Origin of the sequence: Halocatena halophila, assembly GCA_027563145.1 — an archaeon.
GTDB classification, from domain to species: Archaea; Halobacteriota; Halobacteria; order Halobacteriales; family Haloarculaceae; genus Halocatena; species Halocatena halophila.
The window spans coordinates 821,793-844,905 of record CP071307.1; the positions used below are offsets into that span (position 1 = coordinate 821,793).

Here is a 23,113-nt window from a genome sequence, read left to right on the forward strand (position 1 = left end):
ATGACTCCTTTTTGTAGATAGACTGGATAGATGATATTATCAACCTGCTGAAAGAGATGCCATAAATACGGGGAGATCGGTCCAGAACCGGATGATTTCCCTGTTCTATGACACTATGTAAGTCATTCTATTGGAACAGTATGCCGTCTGTTGGGTTGTTCTGTGCCAGATCGTGATTTAGTTACTCTTTTGGGAATGGCCCTATAAAAGACTGTAGAGTGGTTAACTTAGCTTTTCGATTAGCTCCCCGTGATGGTGTGAGCAACCCGCACCCCCTGGCGCTCTCAATGCGTTCGAACACGATGTCTATCGGATCTTCTGATGATCTCTCTCAATCGTGCCGAACTCGCACCGATTCCGGAGCATCATCGCCGATTCCGTTGGCTAACATGGTGACAGTTTTTATTCGAGGCCACAACTCGTGGGGACGAATCCACTTGATTGGCCAAGAACTCTTACACTCTGACCGCGTCTCTCCTTTCAGCGCTCTTGATGGCGGTAAAAACAATAGCCATCGCCTGAAGGGTAGCGGACGTGCGTTTTCATCGGTTCATCACCCGCACACCAGTCGACGAACTGTTCGATAAGTCAAATGTTTGCTCTCCAGCCATATCCACCAGCAGATCGATGTGATGAACTACACCATCTACGAGCAGTGGATATTCCTTGAGATCGTACAACCGCTCACCGACCCAGCTTCCGTGAACGGGCGTTCGTCAGGCACCTTCGTCGACATCTACGGTCGCGACGAGGTCGACGGTTCCCTCCGTGACGTTCGGGGAAGAAACTCACGACACCAGGTTTCGCCCTGGTTTCCAGTTCCGTTCTGTATCAGACGACAGGTCATGCTGTATCCCGTCATCTTGAATGTATTGTGAGGGTGATGGTTACGCATCACTCGCTGTGAATAGACAGCTTACACTGCTCACTCGAGTTGGACAGTGTGCATACGGATTTTTCCACCATGAACTACAATGTACAACTCTTGGTTGTTCCCATTTGCTCTGTTCAGTGCCACCATGATGTCTTCATAGGTATATATGTCCCCAGTCGGAGAAATGCTGGTCCGACCCAGCATTCGACCCGATGGCGACCCCATGCGGAGCTCGATCGTCGATGTGTCCCCTTTTGCTTTCGCAATCGAAACGATAGCTTCACTCGAGTGCCTTCGCAAGTCCACGTCAGCAAACGAAATCCACGATCCATCAGCCATACCGACGACCGTCCCTTCGGTGCGAGAGTGGTCGAGAAGCTCGATCGTTGACCACGACCAATCATCGGCGTCGACAGCCCGTGTCTCTTTGGAGAGATCGCGTTTTGGAATCCGCTCGCCGTCAACCCGTACCGCGTTCCGTTTCCGAATATCGTCTGAAGCAGAGCCGACGAATATCGAATGGGTTGTTCGCTCGACGACTGCTTTCCGTTGGGTTATGTCCCAGAATCCAAACGCTTCGTGATCAATGCGAAATGATACCGTTTCGCGCTCACCGGGATCGAGATGTATCCGTTCGAATCCTCGAAGAATTCTGTGGGGCTGTTTGGTCCGTGAACGGTGCTGTTTCGTGTAACACTGGACCACTTCATCAGCAGCCATGGATCCGGTATTGGTCACTCGAACGCTGATAGACACGGTATCACCAGCTTTGAGCGTCCCGCGTGGTGAAACACGAAGGTCACTATATTCGAAGGTCCCGTAGGAGAGTCCGTGCCCGAACGCGTATCGGGGATTCTTCTGATCATACCGGTATGTCATTTCTGTTTCGGCGATATTATACTCGCGGATATCTGGGAGCTGGTTGACCGAACGCGGCCAGGTCTGAGTCAACCGGCCCCCCGGGGAGACGGTACCATCCAGTATGTCAGCCAGCGCTCGGCCAGTCTCTTGGCCGGCGTGACTACTCCACAGGATGGATGGAATTTGATCTTCTGCTCCATCGACGTGAACGGGATAGCTACTTTCGAGAACGAGAACGGTTCGAGGTTGGGACGCAACTACACTCTCAACTAGATTCCGCTGAGCAGGTGCAATAGTGAGTGTTTCTCGGTCCTGGGTTTCCCGGCCCCCCATCAACGGGTGTGTCCCGACGAATATGACTGCGACGTCGGCCTCAGTTGCCGTTTCGACAGCTTCCTCGATACCATCAGTTCGTATTTCAACGTCGAATCGCGCTGCATCAGCTTTCTCGTTTGCTGTAACGCGAAGCGTTCGATCCTCAATCGCAACGTAACGATCACTACCTGGGTGATGGAGTACCGTCGAGTTGTCTCCAAGCTCGACGAATTCGAAGGCTTCCTGAACGACTTCCCACCCAGACGGTCGTTCGGCGGAGTTTACGAGCTGCTCGTCTTCTACAGTCACATACCGACCGTTTGCTGTTGCCCTGAGCGTCCATGTACTGTCTGTCCACTGGACCGACTCAAACAGCTGTACGCTCGGAGCGTCGGTACTGTTCAGTCCCAGGGTACCACCAGTGCCAACGGTCCCAGTCACGTAGTCCCCAGAAGACTGGTCTCGAAGTACGATCCGATTGGCTCCGATTGCAGACTCGATCTGATCGGTGCCCAACTGATCCCGGATACCCTCTTTGGGAGTGATACGATACGGTGGAGTCCCACTGTACCAGTCCTCGAACACCCGGTCCGAAAGCGGCCCGAGAACGGCGACAGTTTCGTCTTCGGACAACGGAAGAAGGGGATCGTCGGAATCGTTTTTGAGGAGAACTATTTGTTCTCGTGCCGCTTTACGGGCCAGCTCTCGGTGTTCAGGACGGCCGATAACGTCCGCAGTGATGTCTGAATAGGGGTCTTTTGAGGCGGGGAGAAACTCTCCCAGCATCGATCGTATGGTGAGGATGTGTTCGACCGCCACGTCGAGGTCCTCCTCATGCAAGAGCCCGCTATCCAACGCCTTACGTATCGTGTCGATTGTTGGCGAGCTATCCGCTCCATACTCAGTGAAACTGTCAAGGCCCGCCCGTAGCGCGGACGCCCTGGCGTTTTTTTCTGAATCGAAGTACTCCTGCTCGCCAGTTAGATTAACGGGTGCCCACGCATCACTAACGTTCAGTATTGACTGTTCTTCGGGTGCCCATTCACGGACCCGATTGAGAAGTGGCGACACTGTCATCGGTCGTCCGTTGACGAGGTTGTACGACGCCATCACGCCGACAGCATGGCCAGATTCGATGGTTGGTCGGAAAAATTGGAGGTAGTAGTCGTGTAGCAGTTTGGGTGGGAGTTCAGCGTTCGTCGTCGTTCTATTGACTTCATTGTTATACCCGAGAAAATGTTTGAGAACGGGTGCGGTTTTGAATATTTCCGGATCGTTCCCTGTGAGTCCGTCAGTATAGGCTGTTGCGATCTCGCTGCTCAACAGTGGATCCTCGGAGTATCCCTCTTCGTTTCGTCCCCAACGAGGATCACGGAGTGGATCGACCGTCGGTGACCACACGTTGAGCCCGACTGTGCCGTCGCTTGCGTCGTGTTTTCCACGAACCTCATCACCAACAGCATCGCCAATCTGCTTGATCAACGACGGATTCCACGTGCTACCGAGTCCGATGGCTTGCGGAAAGACGGTTGCTTCACCCAACCAGGCAACCCCGTGAAGTGCTTCTGTTCCGGTCCGGAATGATTCGAGATCGGCGTGTGGAATCGACGGTTGATACTGGTGGAGTAGCGATACTTTTTCAGCAACGTCGAGTTGTTCAAGCACGTCCGAGATGTGACTGTCGAACGAATCCTTGTTCTCTGTTTCATGTTCGTCACTCGTGTTCCCTTCGACGGTTGCAGAGCCCCCGACCAGCGAAATACCCATCCCCATTCCAATACTCCGAAGCAGTTCTCGTCGAAGCTGGCTAATTGAATCTCCCGACATCATGTATAGACTATCCTAATAGTATTAAAAAACTACCTATTAGTGTATGAATTTTTAGGGTGGTCTGAGTATATCATTTTTCAGTTCGAGTAAGCTTGCGTGCTTCTACCGGACAGTGATCCGTTGTCACTGCGATCGGTGGGCGGCGTATTGGAGCAAATTCCTCAGTCCTGGCTACGATGGTATCAGCCGCTTTTTCCTTATCCTGCGGTGGTCCAGAAGGAGCACTTCGATTTCGCAAGACTGGACATTACATGCTAGTTATTTCCAACTGCATATCATCTATTGACCACGATGGAAGGGTTCTCCCTTGAGTTCCCTTCCACAGGAAATCATGAGAACAAACAGAAATTCGACGGAACATCACATGTCCAGCCCACGAGTATCAACCTCCCGTCGAGAGTTTCTAGAATTGAGTGGAGTAGCCACGCTCGGGGCACTGAGTGTCCCTACCGTCAATGCACGATCGGAATCTGCTCTCACACCTGGACAGATCCGTGATCTCCCCGCGTATCTCGAAGCCCCTGGAGTATTCCAGGAGCACCGCGAACCAACGCACACACCGACAACGGTTCCGTATGAGTCACCAGCACAAGCGATCGAATCGGACGTACCGTTTACTGAACTCGAAGAGCGGTTCGACGGGTCGCCGTATTTCAAACGCCTGGATGGGAAGTGGCGCTTTCGATTTTTTGAGCGACCATCAGAACTTCCCGAAACACTGGATGAGATCGATGCCTGGGAGGAAATTGTGGTTCCCCGCCCGTGGCAGACGGAAGGATACGATAAGCGCGTCTATACGAACTGGCAACCGACGTGGACAGGGTACGATCCCGATCTAGAGTGGGAGCTCGTTCCGGACGAACGGGGGAGGGTTACTGTTCCAGGCGTCGGCTCCGATGGACCCAACCCAGTCGGCGTGTACCGTCGAACGATAGATATTCCTTCCAGCTGGAACGATCGAGAGGTGTTTCTCCATTTTGAAGGTGTCAAGCAGGCCTATTTCGTCTGGATAGACGGTGAGTACGTTGGATTCCAGCAAGGATCTATGACCCCCGGTGAGTTCGACAGTACCGAATTCCTCCGTGCTGGAGAGAGCCACGAACTAACCGTCCAGGTGTATCGCTGGAGCGACGGCGAGGCATTGGAGTGTATTGATATGCATAAGTTCGCCGGCATTTACCGGAGCGTCTACCTGTTTTCGACGCCTCCGGTACACATCCGCGATTTTTCCGTTCGGACTGAACTCGATGACGCATACGAGGATGCTCACCTCCAAATCGACGCCGAACTTGCCGATTATTCAGGAACTGGCAGTGGCGACTGCTCAGTCCGTGCGACGCTGTACGAATCGGATGGCCGAACGGAAGTTGTGACCATCAAACAGTCGGTATCAATTGACAATGGCGGCGGTGTCACAACACTCGAAGCGGCGGTAAACGATCCTGCAAAATGGTCCTCGGAGCAGCCGTATCTGTACACTCTGGTATTGGAACTGCTTCCGAATGGTGATGATGACAGTGCCAGTGAAGTTTTGCTTGAGAAGGTCGGGTTCCGGTCGTACGAAGCCGAACGTGGGCCGGGCGGTCACATTACGGTGAACGGTGAACCAGTCACTGTTCGAGGTGTCAATCGCCACGAAACTGATCCCGATACGGGACGGACGGTGCCAATAGAGACGATGCGGATGGATTGCAAACTGCTAAAGCGGTTTAATCTCAATGCCATCCGAACTTCACACTACCCGAATGATCCGTCGTTCTACCGTCTGGCTGATGAGTATGGGATTTATATTCAGGACGAGGTCAACTGTGAGACACACTGGTGGGAAGGAATCTTGGCAGAGACATCGGCGTATCACGATCAGTGTCTCGAGCGCTTCCGACGAATGATACTCCGTGATCGGAATCACCCGTCAGTGTTTTCGTGGTCGACGGGTAACGAGGCCGGAACCAGTGCTGAACACCTTAATATGGCTGCACTGGCGCTCGGTGATACACAGACCATTCCTGAAGATACCAGCCATACGACACGATTGTCGGGCGAAGCCATCGAATCATTTGAGCCTGGGGCCATCGACTCCCACTCGGCCGATCGGATCATGTACCACCAGCCCAACCACGGCGGATGGGATGTCGAGTACAGTGATATGCTTGGTCCGCGCTATATTGACACCGAGACGCTTCTCGCCCTAGGGAGGGGTGGGGATGTCAGCGATAGCCCCCGGTTTGGAGATCGATCGAGCGGGGATGGATCACCCGGTAATGGCAATCGATCGGTCGTCATGGGTGAGTACAACCACGCGATGGGCAACAGTCTTGGATTGATCGACGAGATGTGGAATGACTACATTCAGCCACCAGTCCGTCGCGTACGTGATCGGACGAACGCCAACGACGGCGTACTCGTTGGCTCTCCGACGGTTGTTTCGTTGGGGGATGGTGGTGCACTCGCACTCGACGGGGGCACCGACTACATCGATGTACAGTCTGAGGAGTTGCTTCCCGATCAGGAGTTCACCATCGAGATTACGGTCGGCGATTTCGATACCACCACGCCTGCGTCGATCTTCACGAGCGATTGGTGTACGCTCGATATTATTGCTGAAGAACGCATCGAATTCACCGTTGGCGGGGTATCGGTTGTCGGAACGCTGCCAGACACCCCTGAAACGAACACGTACGCGCTGGCGGCCGTCTGCTCGGACGATCGTCTCACGCTCTATGTAAACGGAAAGCGGGTCGCGAGCACTGAGAATAATCGTTCGATCGAAGCGACTAACAGCGCCGTCTCCATTGGGCACGACGATCGTGGCCGCTATTTCGCGGCGACCATAGCGTCGGTTGCCGTTCACACGACGGCGCTGTCACCCGAAACGATCGGACGGAACGAACCGAGCGATGATACCGTTTTGTGGTACGATTTTGACGATCTGCTCAGGGACAAGAGTCTCCAGGGGGGGTTCATCTGGGACTGGGTGAACCAGGATCTGAACGACGAGACTGCAGACGGCGAGCCATTCCAGTTCTACCATCGCGATGGACCGGCCGGAGCATTTTGTTTAAACGGGATGCTCTGGTCGGATCGTCGACCACAACCCGAGTTGAAACAACTCAAACAATGTCACCAACCGGTAAAAGCGACACCAAGGGATCTCACAAACGGGGAGCTCTATGTTACCAATCATCACCAGTTCACGAGTTTGGATGAGTTCGACATTACGTGGTCGGTCTTGAGGGCTGCAGAGAGGATACAGGAAGGAACGCTCGATCTCGAAACACCGCCGAGCACGACGGAGATCATATCAATCGAGGATTTCAGACCACCAGCACGCCAAGATTCAGGAACGGAGTACTGGCTAGAACTTTCGATATCAGGAAACAGAGAATGGAGTGATGGAAATCACGAGATTGCTTTCGAGCAGTTTGCACTCTCAGTTGAGCCCTCCGGCTCTGGACGCCACCAATCATCGCCTCCTTCCCACGCTGAGTCCCCACCGTTCGCTCCTGGTCCTTCGCCTTCGATTGAGTCGACCAACGCGGGATTCATGGTCTCTGGGAACGGATTCGAATACGCGTTCGAGGAGTCGCTCGGTACGTTCGCGACGATGGAAATGGAGGGAACGGAACTCGTAACGCGCGGTCCCGTGTTTAATTTCTGGCGCGCTCCAATCATGAACGAGCAACAGGCCTGGGGTTCACATCCTGCGTCAAACTGGTACGAACTCGGACTAAATGACATCCAATATGAGGTTGAGCACGTTGCAGTGTCAGATTCAAAGCGCAGTGTCACCGTCGAAGTTCGCGGTCGTGCCCTCGGAGCGACGGTGGAGGGACCACCAGCGGGCTACGAAACGACGTACTCCTACCGCGTATTGCCAACTGGTGAGGTACGCACAACAGTACGTGCAGATCCTACGGATAGACTCGTTGAGGAGGCTGGCGACTGGCTACCGAAAGTTGGACTGCAACTAGAAATACCATGGTCGCTCGACAGATTCGAATGGTATGGCCGCGGCCCTGCTGAAACCTATCCCGACCGGAAGACCGGGGTGCGGATCGGTCAGTACTCAGGGAGTGTTGACGAACAGTACGTCCCGTATCTTCCACCGCAGGACAACGGAAACAAGGCCGACACGCGATGGGCTGCGCTTACCGATGGAAACGTTGGCATCGCCGCGTTTGCCCAGAAGACAATGAACGTCAGTCTCGAGCAGTACAGTAATCTCGATGCTGCCAACTATCAGTATGAACTCGAAACGCGTGATTCGATAGGATTCAACCTCGACCACGCAGTGACTGGAGTTGGAGGTACTCCTGTTATGCCACGTGAAAAATATCAAGTACAACCCGAACCGACTGAATTCACCATGACGCTGTGTCCGTTCTCGGGGCGTGACAACGGGATGGCAGCACCGTTCCCCCGTTCGATAGAATAATGTAACCGCTCGAAAGGACGCGTCTCTCCCTGAGTAGGCTCTCACTCGGGATCAATCCTCGATGCCTTCTGCTTTTTACGCTACACCATTACTCTTCTATTGCGTGTAATGCTAGGACACAGATCACCAATGGTGTCGTCAAACTTGGTCTCCAGAAGATAGAATGGTATTGGAGCGGTATAGAGGTCCAGAACCGAAGCGTGTGATTCGTTGTGGACGTTCGTGCGAGAATGTGCTGTTTGATCGGGCGATATCGGTGAGGTTGCCCAGACTGAAATTGATCTTCCCTCCACTACCAGTTCATCAGAAAACCACCACCCGACGGCGTTGACATCGTCGGAAGGGGATGGGAACAACCATCCCATTTACTGCGTTCGTAGCAACCAGTAGACTGAAGGAGAGAAGTTCGCTCGACGAATCTTTAGAAGAGGTTTTCATGATCATGAATTCACGCGTCAAAGACAGCGCGAGTGTGTTCTGCGAGTCCTCTTGGCCACAAATCGATTCAGCGACATGCCGTCTCTAAGCCTTCCACTTGGCTTTCTCGAGTTCATGTGGAGGCTTACCAATAAAAACCAGGGGGCCACCGAGCATGGCTGATAGGAGTGACAACTCCGTTCGAGCCCGTCAGAACTGTCACAGCAAGCGTGGGTACTGCGGTACACCGTCTCCCTCAGCGACCGCTCAGTGCGAGATCTACCATATCGTTCCAGAATGTCTTCGAAAGCAACACCGGTCTCACTGAACGCGGAAAACTGCTCTGGAAGTGGGTCCAAAAGGACAGAAGAACGTGATATTTGATTTGTGTCCGTGTAGAACTCACCGCCTGATTTATACCTGATAGAGCTGCCATCGCTGGTTGTCGCCGCCGTTGTCTGTCCACTGGATGACGTTAGCACCGTCGGCACTCGAACCCCCTTCCACATCCAGCAATTTTCCGGAGTTGACGCTCTCGATGCGGTAGCTGCTGCCCTCTTGTTCGATGTGGAAGCGCTGATTGTCGTCGCCGTTGTCGGTCCACTGGATGATATTGGCACCGTCGGTGATCGAACCCCCTTCCACGTCTAGTATCTTTCCGGAATTGACATTCTCGATGGCGTAGACGCCGCTACTCGTCTCTGCAACCATCCAGTACTGGCGGTCGGCGTCGACGTCACTGTTCTGGACGACGCGTGCCCCGTCACTGGTTGCCCCGCTTGAAACGTCCAAGGACATCCCGCTGTGGACCGGCTTGATGCGGTAAGTGCCGTCCTCGATGGTTCCTGAACCATCACCGCTGCCGATCGTGGTTCCCGAGTAGGGAAGGTCACGTTTGCTGAGTTCGAGCGGGTCCTCACTGGAACCATCGAACGGCCGCAACGCGTAGACGAACTCGACCTGTTCCGGGAAAACCCGATACGGATCTCTGACATTGACTGGCGTCCCACCGACGCCCGTTACGTCATAGTCAACGTTGAATACGATGCCGTCGGCAAAGTTGAGTTGGTGGTCGTAGTCAACGGTGGCCATCGAGGTGAACGTCTGAACGCTGGCGTTCATCGTGTCCGTTTCCGGAAGATCCTGGGCCAGCAGTCCGATTCCGCTGTCGTTTGTCACCGCGGCGTATCGGGTGTCACATTTGTTGCCATAATCGCACGGGGGTAGGTACGCTACGTACTGGTCCGACACGTCGCCTCTGTACCGACCGATCCGCTGGCCCCACTTTTTGTCCGGATACGTTTCGCGTGGGCCACGCCCGAACCACTCGAAGTTGCCGAACTGATCCTGTAGGCGCATCCAGAGACCGTATTTTGGCAGGAAGTGAACCGCGTTCTGCATGTCTGCGTTGGGTGTGATCTGCACCCGTATGACGATATCGCCGCTGCCAAGCACGTGATACAGGTAATCGGTGTCGAATGCCGCATTGTTGTCTGACGACGAGTTGGTCGCCGAGAGTTCGATTCGCACGGCCGACCCGTCGGGCTGTGAGACGTTCGAACTACCGACGGTCTGCACCTGCGTGTCGAGTCCTGCCGCGTACCAGTCGTCTGCTTCGGCGTCGCCCCAGTTCGAGCGCTCGTTGAGGATAGGTTCGCGCCACGCGTTCATCTCCGGTCCACGGGTAAGAAACTCCACGCCGTAGCGCTGGAGAGAGGTGAACCGCCCCACGCTTGTGTCGAACACGTAGGTAAAGTCAGATCCCGCAATTGTCACTGCCGATTCACTCGTCGAGTACGAGACGCCATCCATGTTCGTGAGGGGCATCTCCGGATCGTTCGGGACATTCCACGGCACTTTGAACTGGTCGTGCGCGATCTCGTGGTCGGCAGGTGCCCACGACTCTTCGGAGGAGAGCGTGACACTCAGATTCAGGAAGTACTCCGAGCCGGCCTGTAACGCCGGCTGCGCGTAACCGACGCTCACCGTCTGGGTATCGCCCGGTGCGGTGTTCAAACTGAGCGTCCCGCTCTGGAGCACTGTGTCGTCTTCCGTGAGCTCCCAGCTCACGTCAAACGCCGAGAGGTTTGTGAAGTCATAGCGGTTCGTCACGTCAACGTCCCCGTTGGCCAGATCGGCCGGCTCGAAGCCGACCTGCTGGTGTGCCTTCTTGACCTGTTCGAACTCCGGCATCGTCGAGCGATCGCTATATACGCACCCGTTGAGCGAAAACCACTGGTCGGGTGAGTCCGGATCCCAGAACCGGTACCGCTCTCGGAGAGAAAAATCTAGCCAGAGACGCGTCGCGTCCTCCGGCGATGAGAAGGAGGCCACCTCACCTGCCGACAGTGGCCGATCGAACAGGCGTGCCGAATCGATGGTTATCCCCGAGTACCGGCCCGCTTCCTCCGTGTTGTGCCCAATGCCGACCGCGAAGTGGTTGCTATGGAGCGACCCTGAGAACGAAGTACTCGCAAGCTCAACACCGTCGGCGTACAGCCGGAGTGTTGATCCGTCGTAAACGCCGGTGACAGTGTGCCAGGTACCGTCCCAGCCACTCGGCGGCGCGGCTGTGGCGGTCTGCCAGCTGGAGCCATCGTAGACGAAAAATTGGAGGTCTCCACTGTTCATCTTGAGGCCGTATTGGGTGTCTCCCTTGACCAAGAACGGCTGATGGCCTGAGAGACTCGTGTCTCCCCAGACCACGACCTCGACTGTTAGCTCGTCCCTGATATCCAGCGAATCGCCGTTGGCGACCTCGACCCAGTCGCCGGACCCATTGAGGTCGAGTGCCGACCCGCTCTGGCCACTGACCGCTGAAGGAGTCCCGTGGATTGTGCTGTGGTTGCCCGTGATCGACTGATCCTCGATGGCACCGGTCCGATGAGGTTCGGACAGAAATCCGTCGCCACCAGGGTCCCGTATCAGGTGATTGGACTGGTTGACCCAGTCCCAGATGTATCCACCCTGAAGCGTGTCGTAGCTGTTGATCACATCGTAGTGGTCCTGTAGCAAGCCACCGCTGTTGCCCATCGCGTGGGCGTACTCGCCCATCACGCACGGGCGTGGGTCGTCATCACTGGTGGCGCGCCATTCGGTATCCGATGGGGAAAGGTACCGCGGTCCAACGATATCGGCGTAGGGGGCTGTTCCACCGTTGTTGGCCTGGTGGTAGAGCATGCGTGACCCGTCGATGGAGTTGGCGACGTCACGCATCGTGTAATGGGCGTCGCCGAGTCCGGCCTCGTTTCCGGTCGACCAGATGTTGATCGAAGCGAAGTTCTTGTGACCGTCGACCATCCGTCGGAAGCGGTCGACGAACTGTTCCTCGTAGCTGTCGTCGCTCGAGAGGTGAGTGTTGGCGTGGGCCTCGGCGTTGACCTCGTCCTGGACGTAGAGGCCGTACTCGTCACAGAGACGGTAGAAGTCCGCGTGGTTGGGATAGTGCGAGAGGCGGACAGCGTTGTGATTGGACTGCTTCATCAGCTGTACGTCCTTGAGCATCGTCTCCCTCGAGACGTGCCGTCCGTGCAACGGGCTGTGAGCGTGCTTGTTGACGCCGGTGAGCGTTACTGATTCGCCGTTGACCGCGAAGACATCCCCGCTCCCGTCGTCGCCGGGTAGAATCTCGTAGACGCGAAAGCCGATCTTCTCGAGGAGCGCTTCGCTCGCCGACGACTGGCCGTTCGGAACGACTTCGAGTCCGAGGGTGTAGAGCGTCGGCTTTTCTGCGTTCCACGTTTCGACGTTCGCAACGGAGAATGTGAAGGATGTCTCGCCCTGGGCACCACCATCGACAGTAACGCTATCACTGCTGGTGTCGATTTCGGTGCCATCAGGTTCGTACAGGTGGGCGTGTACGGTGGCGCTCTGTTGACTCTCGTCGACATTCGGTAGCCACGCCGTCACCGAGAGTGTCCCGTCGGTGTAGGTCGAATCCAGATCAGGGACGGCCTCGAAATCGCGGATACACAGATCGGGCTTGGAGTAGAGGTGGACGTCGCGGAAGATGCCCGCGTAGCGAAACATGTCCTGTTCCTCGATATAGGTGCCGTCGGTCCAACGGATTACCTGGATAGTAATCGTGTTCGTGGTGCCCTCAGTGACATGTTCGGAGAGGTTGAACTCGCCAGGCGTCATTGACCCCTGTCTGTAACCGACGTACTGGTCGTTCACCCAGACGAAGTAGCCCGCTTTCGCCGCGCCGACGCGGAGATAGGTCTGGCGTCCCGAGTTCCAGCCGTTTGGGACGGTGAATTCGCGTTTGTACGTACCGACGCTGTTGTTGGCACTCGGAACGTTCGGTGGGTCGTTCGGACTGAATCCCACGTGGACGTTGAAGTAATCGAGGTCGCCGTGGCCGTCGGTCTGCCAGGTGTGTGGGACCTGCACGGATTCCCAGTTTTCATAGTTCGAGGTGTCAGTCGCCGCATCGCCGAGGCTGTTTCCGAAGTGGAACTTCCAGGTACCATTGAGTGTCTCGACATACTCGGATTCGAGCCACTGCTCGGAGAGGAACTCCCGATCACGCTCTGCCGATAGCGCGCCCGAGAGCGAGCCATACGGTATCGAGGTTGGAACGGCCGGTGGCTCGACGTTTTCGGCGTACATCTGCGGCGTCTCGATGTAACTGCTCCAATTGATCGCACCCGGAGCTGGGACCGCGTTGACTGTTCCGGGAAGAGCCCCCAAGAGGGTGCTTCCGACGGCAGATCCCCCTATGGCCTGCAGGAGCTGCCGCCGCGTCAGGTTCCTGAGTAGTAGATATGCATCCTTGCTGGACGACGCGTTGCGTTCGCTCATGGGTATCCCACCGTCGTTTTTCTACCATCTGTGAAACGTTTTTGAGTGAAAATTGGCGATTGCTCTCCAATCAGCTTCCGGGAGTCCTGTATCCGTCCCCAATCGGGAGAATTGCCTGGACATCCAGCGGAGGACGGAATTGAGAGTCCATTGCTTGCCGGCGTGGAACACACCGTCAGCACCTGTGTAACCACTGTGGCACCAGTTGTCATGTTATTGGAAGTCATGCCGTAATGTATTTAAAATTATTCTAGGAAATATTATATTTCATAATAGGTAGGGCCACTTCCATCACAAACTCTATCAGTTGAACAATTCACAGTCTGTCGTACCGCCATCGCACGGCTGGCTCCTCAGACAGAGTCTGATAAACGCCGACAGACGCAGCAGCACTCACCACATGGCCATCTCGATCCTGTCAAACTCCTCTACTAACGTCGGATTATCCGGGAGATCGCCGCACCAGCGGTCGATCTCCTCGAGGACTTGGGGCATCTCGTTCAATAGATCAGGCACCTCTCGGTAGGATTTCCCAAAGTACACTCACAGACTATACAGCGTCACGACGGCGTATTCGACAAAGCCGCCGCTTTCCGGGACGGTTGCTTCCCCGTATCGTCGGAATATCTGTTTGTTATCGACTATCTCTTCCGCAAAGCGGGTAGTGGTGGTCATGCCAATCACCACTCGCCCGCTTCAATACCTTTGATTTACCGTCACATCACGATCTCGTCTAGTGATTCGATAGAGAAGAATGAAAAGGATGGTTGGACATTTGCCCAGTGGAGAAGTGTTTCGGACTCTCGTAAACGACGCGTTTGAGCGGCTGACTGAGTGAATGAACGTCTGTGGCTCTGTCACATTGTTTTATGGGTTTCGTTCAGAGTGAGAACGCCCGATGACATTACATACGTACTATTGTAATGATTTCAGTGGTCGAAACTTGCCACAGTCCTATTTTACGTTCCGATAATGTAGGAAATGGAGTATCTATCTGTCCGTCTCGGAACGCGCCTGGGGTACTGGATACCGATAATACTCCCCACTGGATCACCGACAGGATTCGATGGCAGGCAACTATTCGCTACTTTAAAATATGGAATAAAGACGGCACGCACAACGAATGATCGAATCGTACACATCCACAACGAGGAACGAAATCGTTACGACGGAGCGTAGTGAGTAAACCGGGAATGACTGACGCCAGCCGATTGACGAGCCCAACTGGCGCGCCCACATACGCCCTGTCAGAGGAGCTGAGAAAAGCTCGACAACCCTATCCACGTGATCCGTGATGTCAGGTTTTAAATTATCAAAATTATGGGGAGAATTAAAAACGAATGCTAGTACGAACCGGTGATCGACGAGATTGAACCGATGGGAAACGAAAATCAGGTGCCTTTGCTCTTTGAGCCAATGAGAGTGGACTGTGCCGTTCGTTCCAACAGTTCCTGTAACGCGCCGCGTCGAAGCAGACCCACCGACTGTCGCACGGATTCCTGAACATGGGATGCATCGTTTCACTACTATATGGGAAAGAGATGCGAAAACTGGTGATAGAAACGATGGGATGGTATGCTGCTGAGCAATGGTCCCCTGAGAGAACTACCCATCCCAACCATTTTAGAAGCGACAGGAATATTTATATGTGAATGAATATACGACACTATTGTATGACAGTCAATCACGATCATAGTGGTATAAAGCGTCGAACCATCTTGAAGACGATCGGTGCAGGAGCGGTCGGGGTAGCTGGTCTCCTGGGCGCGAGCGGAACGGCAGCAGCGGTGGGATATACTAACCCACAGTACGAACCACACTTTCCAGATCCGACCATCTACAACGACGATGGAACGTACTACGCCTACGGGACGAATATGGACCGAGACGACGGGAGCAATGATTCCCAGGAACTGCTTGTACCGATCCTATCCTCAACGGATCTGGTGAACTGGACCTACGAGGGAGAGGCGTTCACTTCGCGGCCAGGGTGGGTCTACGGATCGATCTGGGCACCGGATATCCACCGCTACAACGGCCAGTGGGTGATGTTCTACTCGCTACGGCCACGAAACGGTGGGGAGTTTGGCATCGGACTGGCGACATCGGATTCTCCGACGGGACCGTTTACCGATCACGGGCGGGTTATCAGCGACAGCGATCACGAGAACGGTGGGACCATCGACGCGTATTTTGTCGAGCACAACAACACCCCATATCTGTTCTTTGGGAGCTTTCATGGGATCTATCTGATAGAGCTCACGCCAGATCTGCAAAGCTGGCATCCGTCGTCGTACACGCAGGTGGCCGGCAACGCCTACGAGGGGGCGATTCACTTCGAAGCGAACGAGTATCATTATCTCATGCCCTCAACGGGGGGTTGTTGTGATGGACTCGCTAGCACCTACGAGTACGAAATCGGTCGGTCGACATCCTTCTCCGGGCCGTACTACAATCAGAACGGAACGGACCTGATGAACCGGAACGCCAACAACAAGGGAGTACCGGTGCTAACAGGCAACCGGCGGTTTCCGGGGCCGGGCCACGGCGATGTTATGAGATATGACGACGGCTCGCTCTGGACGGTGTACCACGCCTACGACGCCCAGGACGGTGGGTGGGTCGATGGAGTCCCGCGGCGCGTCCTGCTGATGGATCGGATCGAGTGGGAGAACGACTGGCCAGTGATTGGGTGTACCAACACGCCGACCGAGGCGGCCCAGGCACCCGGTAGTGCCAGTAACTGCACTGGTCCGGTGTCTGGCCCCCTTCCAGAGGGGACATACCACATCACGAACGTCAACAGTTCGAAACTGCTGGAGGTCGCGAACGCTGGCACGGAAAACGGTACTACCGTCCAGCAGTACGCGGACACTGGCTGTACGTGCCAGCAGTGGAATCTCTCACAGAACAGGGACGGTACCTACCACATCACGAACGTCAACAGCGGACTGTACATGGAAGTGGTAGACGCCGAGTATGGCGACGGTGCAAACATCCAGCAGTTCGAACGCTCCGGACACCCCTGCCAGCGCTGGAACGTCATCGACAACGGCGACGGCACCTACCGGCTGGAGGCCGAACACAGCGGTACGGTTGCCGATGTCTACAACGCACAGACCTCCGACGGGGCGAACGTAATTCAGTGGAGCTACTGGGGTGGTGATAACCAGAAGTGGACCTTCGAGTCAGTGTAGCTCTCTACAATCTCCTATAAATAATATAATAATCGCAACTACGTCTGCAAGTGGATTATCCAGAACACGTTCGACCTTCAGATCGATCACGATACAGTCCAGCACTATGCGGAGCGTGGTCTTTCGGTGAGTTCACTGCGTTGGCAAAGAGATACCCTCCCACGACGGCTGCGAACTGTGCTGGGTGTACGCTTCAGTGTCGATTCGATCCTCTGGCCGCTTACTCGAAAAAGAAGCAGTCCACTGACGTCTAGGCTGCGATGAACTGCCAGCGCTGCTGGGATTCGCTCCGGTCGATCCACTGGTGGACGTTAGCTCCATCACTCGTCAAACCACCAGCGACATCCAGAACCTTGCCGCTGTGGACCGCTTCGAGTCGATACTCACCGTTTGCCGTCTCTTCGACGTACCACTCCTGATTTGCAGCACCCGTGCCCGTCCACTGGTGAACGTCTGCACCATTGGCCATCGATATCTCATCAACGTCGAGGAATTTGCCACTGTTGACGTTCTCGAAAGTGTAGACGTTGTCGCGGACGTTCGTCGCGATCCATCGCTGGTTGTCGCCGCCCAACCATTCCCACTGATGGACGGTCGCGCCGTCCGACGTAGAGGACTGGTTGACGTCGGCGACCTTACCGCTGTGTGTCGCCTCGATCCGGTACACTCCGTCCGCGATGGGGGCTGACGCCTGCGTCACCGTGATGACGTACGCGTCCGTTGCCCGGTTCCAGGAGAGCCCCACCGTGTGGTCGGATCCGGACACGTTTGTGACGTAGTCTTGGGCCACTTCCGGTGCACTGAGCGGCGACAGCTCCGGTGACCGTTCGACCTTCACCCGTATCTTGTTTGAACTGATCTGGTCGACGTTCTGTAGCGTCACGTCGATATCGCCCGTGGTGCCGTTGTTTCCCACGATGATGCGGGACTGCGTACTGGGTGGATTCAGATTCGCGATCGAGTCGATATTTGAACTGCGCGCCGTCGGTACCATGTCGCCCGTCATCTGCCCGTAGCGACAGTACAGCCACCAACGACCGGTCGGCTGGGTCCCATCCTCCGTGAGTGTCCCTGCGAGGGCTCCCCCATCACAACAGTAATCCCAGTTAGCCAGAGAAGCCCACTTGACGCCCGACTTTTCGACCCGGCACAGATCCCACGCAGTGTATCCAGGGCTCTGATTATTAGCTGGGACGTACTCATTGATCTGGAGCGAAACGTCAGTGAGTCCGCGATCGGCCAAGAGGCCCCGAATTTCGTTCGCAGCGTCGACGGCGTCGTCACCGGTCTGGAGATCATGCCAGTTGAGGATATCCGGTTCCGTCCCGGTGGTGATCGTCATGTCAAGCCAGTCTTCTATCACACTCCGTTCGTAGTGGGTAACGCCCGGTCCGTTGATGCGGGCGTTCGGATCGAGCGATTGGATTAGGTTGACGCCACGTTCCCACATCTCGTAGTACTGTGTCGTAGAGCGTGGCCAGAACATATCGAGATCTGGCTCGTTCCAGATCTCGTATTGGATCACGCTGCGATCCATCCCGGCAGCATTGATGTCGCTGACGATCTGTTGGACGAACGATTCGTAACTACTCCAGTCACCGTTATCGCCCGGGAATGGATCGTCTCCAGTGACGGTGACACTGTCCGCTCCCCAGAGGTCGTTGAACTTGATGAAGTACTCGGCGTCGATGTTCGGTTGTGTCACCCGGTTGTAGTGGTTCTCAACCATGTTCCACCGGGTGTCGTAGCCGCTTTGGCCGCCGTTGGCCCAGCCTCCACCGCTAAGACGCGCGCCACCGCCGCCGAACAACACTGGATTCATTGGCTCGATCCACGCATCCGCCGGGGTCGACCCGTCAGCCGTGATTCCGTAAAGCGTTCCTGAAGCCCTGTGGCTCACTGGTTCGTCTGTCACTCCGAAGTCAACGGTGATTGTCTGTGTGGCCCCCGCAGCATCGCCGGCCAGTGCCGGAAGGATGAAACCCAACGTCCCCACAGCAGTACCTGATTTCAGGAGTGTCCGTCTGCTAATAGTACTATTGCCGTTCCTACGATTATTTACCATGAATTATCCTCTTATATATTGTAAACAAGATACATATAAATTTTTTGTCTGATATATGAATGGATTGGGATGTGTGGCTCAACCGATGTTGTCGCTATAGAGCGGCTAAGAAGACGCAGTAGGTACTCACACAAAGCGGCCACGAAGGATATACCGTTCTGCCAAGCCGAGTATCAGAAGATCCTCGGTCGGCTGGAGTCAGCGAATATCGTCGAAAAACGGAGCGTCCTCAGACCCCAACGGAGTTGACCTCATTTGTGCTCCGCTTGGTGTCGTCGAAGATATTCTTCCAGTCGGTCGCTATGTGAGTGCCACCAGGGCGTGTCGAGGATCATAGCGAATGCATCCTCATCACGGCTGATGAGGACGTTTTAGTCTACTGCGGGTGCGTTCAGGAAGACCAGCGGAATGGTATTGTAAATCTGCATCCGATGCGTCCTGCCTTGTAGGTTATTACGATTGGTACCTGAATCGTTGATTGTTCGTTACTTGTGCGTGTTGAGTCGGTACATTGGCGTCGTTAGGCCCAGTAGGCCTCCCCGGGGGTCTCCTGAAAAACGGCCCGATGGAGCACGTCCACGGCCTTTTCGAGCCCTTCGTTTGGGCTTGCGAGCGCGTCCTCGTGCTCGATAGAGAGCACGCCATCGTAGCCCACCATCCTGAGCGTCGAGACGATGTCTTTCCAGTGTGATTCGTCGTGCCCGTAGCCGACCGACCGAAACAGCCATGACCGGTTCGATGTGTCGTCGTAGGGCGTCGTATCGAGCACGCCGCCCGTACGGGCGTTCGCCTCGTACATCTTGGTGTCCTTCGCGTGGAAGTGGTGGATCGCGTTGCGTTCGCCAAGAAACCGGATCGCCTCGATTACATCTATTCCCTGCCAGTAGAGGTGTGACGGATCGAAGTTAGCGCCGATCCGATCGGTGGTCATGTCTCGCAGTTTCATCATTCCGTGGGGTTCATACACGAGCATATTCGGGTGCATTTCGATGGCAATATCCACGCCGTGGTCGTCGGCGAACGATCCGATCTCCGACCAGTACGGAATTGCCACTTCCTGCCACTGGTAGTCCTGGGCTGTTAGATGCTCGTCCGGCCACGGTGCCGTAATCCAGTTTGGTGTCTCGTCGTTCGGACCACCACCCGGCAGTCCTGAGAACCCGGTGACGGTGTCGACGTCCAACTGCTCCGCCAATCGGATCGCGTCACGGAGTTGCTGGTCGTCCCGCGCTGCGCGTTCGTCGTCGGGATGGATTGGGTTGTTGTGCGTCGCAAGCGCAGATATCTCCATTTCGTACTCGTCGAGCAACGAATGGAGCTCAGACTGCGCCGCCGTGTCGTCGAGATACGCATCCACCGGGAGATGATCGTCCCCGACGAACCCGCCACAGGCAAGTTCGACGGCCTGGACGCCGATACTGTCCAGATATTCAAGGGCATTTTCGAGCGATTCGTCACCGAGAAGTACTGTTAATACTCCGACTTGCATACGATCGATCAGAATTATTCCTCTGATATAATTCTTTGTCCTATCCAATCAAAGAGGTGTCAACCTTGGGTGAGGAGAGTGGCCGACCACGGATGATGGAGTGACTCAACTACGGTTTACCGCATGGTTGAGAAGGCGAGCGATGTAGTAGTATCCTCGCGGCATTTCCGATCGAAGCTTCACCGAGCGATCTCGGTTAGTAGCGGAGCGAAGCTCTTCAGGCAGCAGGCAATCGGTGATTTCTGATGACAGCTCCGAGTCAACTAGATCGAAGCACTGGGGATCCACCGCTCTCTATCATGTGAGATTCGATCCTCGATACTCATCAATTTAATAATCAAAAACTATTTATGTATGTGATACGCCCTACTGTGTATGTGTCACGGTAACGAGACTGATTGACCAATGATGGGTGCAAGCGACATAACCATTCCCCGACGAGATTTCATCAAAGCAACAGGCGCTACGAGCGTTGCAGCCGGGTTAGCAGGTTGCAGTGCTATCAGTGGAGAGAGCAACAGCGGAACCACACTCAAGTTTATCACGAGTAATGATTGGATAGCGAGTGAGGACGTACTGGTTGATGCGCTTTATGGAGCGGGGATGCCCGACCACATCACCATTGACTCGATGTCCATGGGGAGGACCACAGACACTGCACAGGCCAAATACCGAATGTGGCTTTCTGCAGGTGAGGAAACTCCCGATGTTTTTTTAATAGATTCTGGCTGGACGAAACCATTTATCACCCGTGATTTGATCCTCAATCTTTCGAGTGCATTCCCAAATGACGTTCAAGCGACCGTACGTGATGATTACGCTGAAAAGAGCGTGAGTACGGCCGTCGGCTCCGATGGTGATCTGTACGCATTACCACTGTTTCCGGACGTGCCGACCATTCAGTATCGCAAGGATTTGGCCCAAAAAGCAGGCTACGATCTCGAACAACACGCTACCGATCCGATGTCGTGGAAGGAGTTCTCTCACGCCATCAAAGACATCTATGAGCAAAACGACATCGAGTATGGATTCAACTGGCAGGCCGCCGCCGCCGAACAGTTATCCTGTTGTGTATTCAACGAATACCTCTCCAGCTGGGGGGGTGCGTACTTCGGGAATCCTGAGACGAACCTCTATCAAAATATCGGCGACCGCCCTATTACCGTCACCGAAGATCCGGTTCTGCAGTCGCTTCGGATGGCGCGTACGTTCATCCACGGAACGGAGGATCCGCATTCACTCGATGATTTTGCCGGCGGTATCTCACCGGCGTCAGTGCTACAGTGGACGATTGAACCCTCTCGGAGACCGTTCACGAGCGGGAATGCTGTTGCACTCCGCAACTGGCCGTATTCGATCGCGATCGGTGGTGCCGAAAGCGAGCTTGGAACGAAGATGGGCGTCATGCCAATGCCGTACGGTGTGACGCCTGATACGGCAAAACATCCACTCACGGGTGGTTCGATCGCTGCGCTCGGTGGCTGGCACCTGGCAGTAAATCCGAATTCGCCACGAAAGGATGCGGCCCTCGAATTCCTTACAGCCACGATGAAAGACTCATTCCAGCTCACAATGTTCGAGACCGTCGGCTGGTTACCACCTAAACCCGAGCTACTCACGACGAAAAAAGCGAGACAAGTACCAGTTATGGGACGGTACGTCGACCAACTGCGGTTCGCCACACAGCATTCGCTCGCACGGCCTGTCACCGTCCTATGGCCACAGGAGTCGGACCAGATCGCCCAAGCAGCGAACGCTGCGTTGGCTAACACCGCACCGAAACAGGCGATGAAGCGTCTCGAAAACTCCTTGCACGCTCTTGAGGAAAGCGTTTAACCAACCATGTCAACCACAAATCGTGCAATCTGGCGCGGGCTATACGACAAACCACGGACAGTCATTTTGAATCGCATAGAACGATTGAGCGATGTACAGTTCGCCTATCTAATGCTGCTACCGAGCGTACTATTACTCGGAACGATGGCGCTCTGGCCACTTATCGCCACGTTCGAGATGTCGCTCCACGCGGACGACCTTTTTGCCGCGGGGGGCATCGGGCAATTCGTCGGGCTGAAGCATTATACGGCCGTTCTGAGTGGTCAGGCAGACGATCTCCTTCCACGTCCTTTCTTCGATCTCCACCAACCCTTCACCAGCGCTCTTACTGTGACGCTGCTCTTTACGGTAATCGCTGTTGCGATCGAGACTGTCCTTGGCTTCGGACAAGCGCTCATCTTGAACAAATCATTCCGGGGCCGTCGTTGGGTCAGAGTCGCGCTCATATTCCCGTGGGCGGTCCCGATCGTGATCCAGGGGATGATCTTTCTTCTCATGTTTCAGCCAAGTATTGGGTTTGCGGTTGAGCCGCTGCAACAGCTGGGTGTGATTTCATCCGCACCACTGTCCGACAGCGCATCTGTACTCTTCATCGTCATAATCGCTGACGTATGGAAGCAATCAGCCTTCATGGCGTTGCTCATCCTCGCTGGACTCCAGAGTATCGACCGAGATCTGTATAAGGTCGGAAAAGTCGTTGGCGCATCAAAATGGCAACAATTCAAAACGATAACGTTCCCCCTCGTCCTTCCGGCTGTGCTGGTTGCCTTGCTCTTTCGAACGATCGCAGCGATGAAGGTGTACGGTCAGGTGGAGACGATTTCCAACTGCAACACGCTCCCAACCATGTCGTGTCTGGTTGTTTCGACGTTCAATATGGGTAGATACGCGTCGGCAGCGACCATTGCATTCCTCACCGCAGCGATTATCGGGGTCGTACTGAGTGTGTACATCGTGCAGTTCGCGCGGATGGATCGGGGAGGACTGTAAC

At 55.0% G+C, this 23,113-nt stretch carries 9 protein-coding genes and 1 pseudogene; 5 read left to right on the plus strand and 5 right to left on the minus strand.

Annotation, left to right across the window (positions count from 1 at the left end; all coding sequences use genetic code 11):
- Positions 1–632 precede the first annotated feature (632 nt).
- Positions 633–878, plus strand: coding sequence for a hypothetical protein (locus tag JXQ78_RS17720; RefSeq protein ID WP_330633169.1), 246 nt, complete (start codon positions 633–635; stop codon positions 876–878).
- Positions 879–925: 47 nt separating this feature from the next.
- Here JXQ78_RS17720 and JXQ78_RS17725 read toward each other — a convergent pair whose 3' ends face one another.
- Positions 926–3,877 carry a glycoside hydrolase family 3 C-terminal domain-containing protein gene (locus JXQ78_RS17725; protein ID WP_330633170.1) on the minus strand — a complete coding sequence of 984 codons (2,952 nt, stop codon included), beginning with the start codon at positions 3,875–3,877 and terminating at the stop codon, positions 926–928.
- A 412-nt stretch (positions 3,878–4,289) separates the two neighbouring features.
- Here JXQ78_RS17725 and JXQ78_RS17730 point away from each other — a divergent pair, with 412 nt between their 5' ends.
- Positions 4,290–8,315 carry a beta-galactosidase small subunit-related protein gene (locus JXQ78_RS17730; RefSeq protein ID WP_330633171.1) on the plus strand — a complete coding sequence of 1,342 codons (4,026 nt, stop codon included), beginning with the start codon at positions 4,290–4,292 and terminating at the stop codon, positions 8,313–8,315.
- A gap of 831 nt (positions 8,316–9,146) precedes the next feature.
- On the opposite strand, the gene JXQ78_RS17735 is transcribed toward JXQ78_RS17730, so the two are convergent.
- Together JXQ78_RS17735 and JXQ78_RS17740 are read right to left on the minus strand one after the other, a co-directional pair.
- A complete protein-coding gene (locus JXQ78_RS17735; protein WP_330633172.1) occupies positions 9,147–13,535 on the minus strand; it encodes a glycoside hydrolase family 2 TIM barrel-domain containing protein in 4,389 nt (1,462 codons plus the stop codon).
- A 396-nt stretch (positions 13,536–13,931) separates the two neighbouring features.
- Positions 13,932–14,132 (minus strand): annotated as a pseudogene (locus tag JXQ78_RS17740) (IS5/IS1182 family transposase); the annotation flags it as partial.
- 1,076 nt (positions 14,133–15,208) lie between these two features.
- Here JXQ78_RS17740 and JXQ78_RS17745 point away from each other — a divergent pair.
- On the plus strand, positions 15,209–16,732 hold the full coding sequence (locus tag JXQ78_RS17745; protein ID WP_330633173.1) for a family 43 glycosylhydrolase: 1,524 nt from the start codon (positions 15,209–15,211) through the stop codon (positions 16,730–16,732).
- A gap of 250 nt (positions 16,733–16,982) precedes the next feature.
- Here JXQ78_RS17745 and JXQ78_RS17750 read toward each other — a convergent pair whose 3' ends face one another.
- A complete protein-coding gene (locus JXQ78_RS17750; protein WP_330633174.1) occupies positions 16,983–18,728 on the minus strand; it encodes an RICIN domain-containing protein in 1,746 nt (581 codons plus the stop codon).
- Between the two features lie 589 nt (positions 18,729–19,317).
- On the minus strand, positions 19,318–20,286 hold the full coding sequence (locus tag JXQ78_RS17755) for a sugar phosphate isomerase/epimerase family protein (RefSeq protein WP_330633175.1): 969 nt from the start codon (positions 20,284–20,286) through the stop codon (positions 19,318–19,320).
- A 405-nt stretch (positions 20,287–20,691) separates the two neighbouring features.
- On the opposite strand from JXQ78_RS17755, the gene JXQ78_RS17760 reads away from it, so the two are divergent.
- Together JXQ78_RS17760 and JXQ78_RS17765 are read left to right on the plus strand one after the other, a co-directional pair.
- A complete protein-coding gene (locus tag JXQ78_RS17760) occupies positions 20,692–22,122 on the plus strand; it encodes a substrate-binding domain-containing protein (protein ID WP_330633176.1) in 1,431 nt (476 codons plus the stop codon).
- 6 nt (positions 22,123–22,128) lie between these two features.
- A complete protein-coding gene (locus JXQ78_RS17765; RefSeq protein WP_407934065.1) occupies positions 22,129–23,112 on the plus strand; it encodes a carbohydrate ABC transporter permease in 984 nt (327 codons plus the stop codon).
- Position 23,113: the final 1 nt, after the last annotated feature.

Bases quoted from the DNA above. Each gene is read 5' to 3' on its own strand.
- JXQ78_RS17720 (WP_330633169.1), top strand. From the start codon at position 633: ATGAACTACACCATCTACGAGCAGTGGATATTCCTTGAGATCGTACAA.
- JXQ78_RS17725 (WP_330633170.1), bottom strand. From the start codon at position 3,877: ATGTCGGGAGATTCAATTAGCCAGCTTCGACGAGAACTGCTTCGGAGT.
- JXQ78_RS17735 (WP_330633172.1), bottom strand. From the start codon at position 13,535: ATGAGCGAACGCAACGCGTCGTCCAGCAAGGATGCATATCTACTACTC.
- JXQ78_RS17745 (WP_330633173.1), top strand. From the start codon at position 15,209: ATGACAGTCAATCACGATCATAGTGGTATAAAGCGTCGAACCATCTTG.
- JXQ78_RS17755 (WP_330633175.1), bottom strand. From the start codon at position 20,286: ATGCAAGTCGGAGTATTAACAGTACTTCTCGGTGACGAATCGCTCGAA.
- JXQ78_RS17760 (WP_330633176.1), top strand. From the start codon at position 20,692: ATGATGGGTGCAAGCGACATAACCATTCCCCGACGAGATTTCATCAAA.
- JXQ78_RS17765 (WP_407934065.1), top strand. From the start codon at position 22,129: ATGTCAACCACAAATCGTGCAATCTGGCGCGGGCTATACGACAAACCA.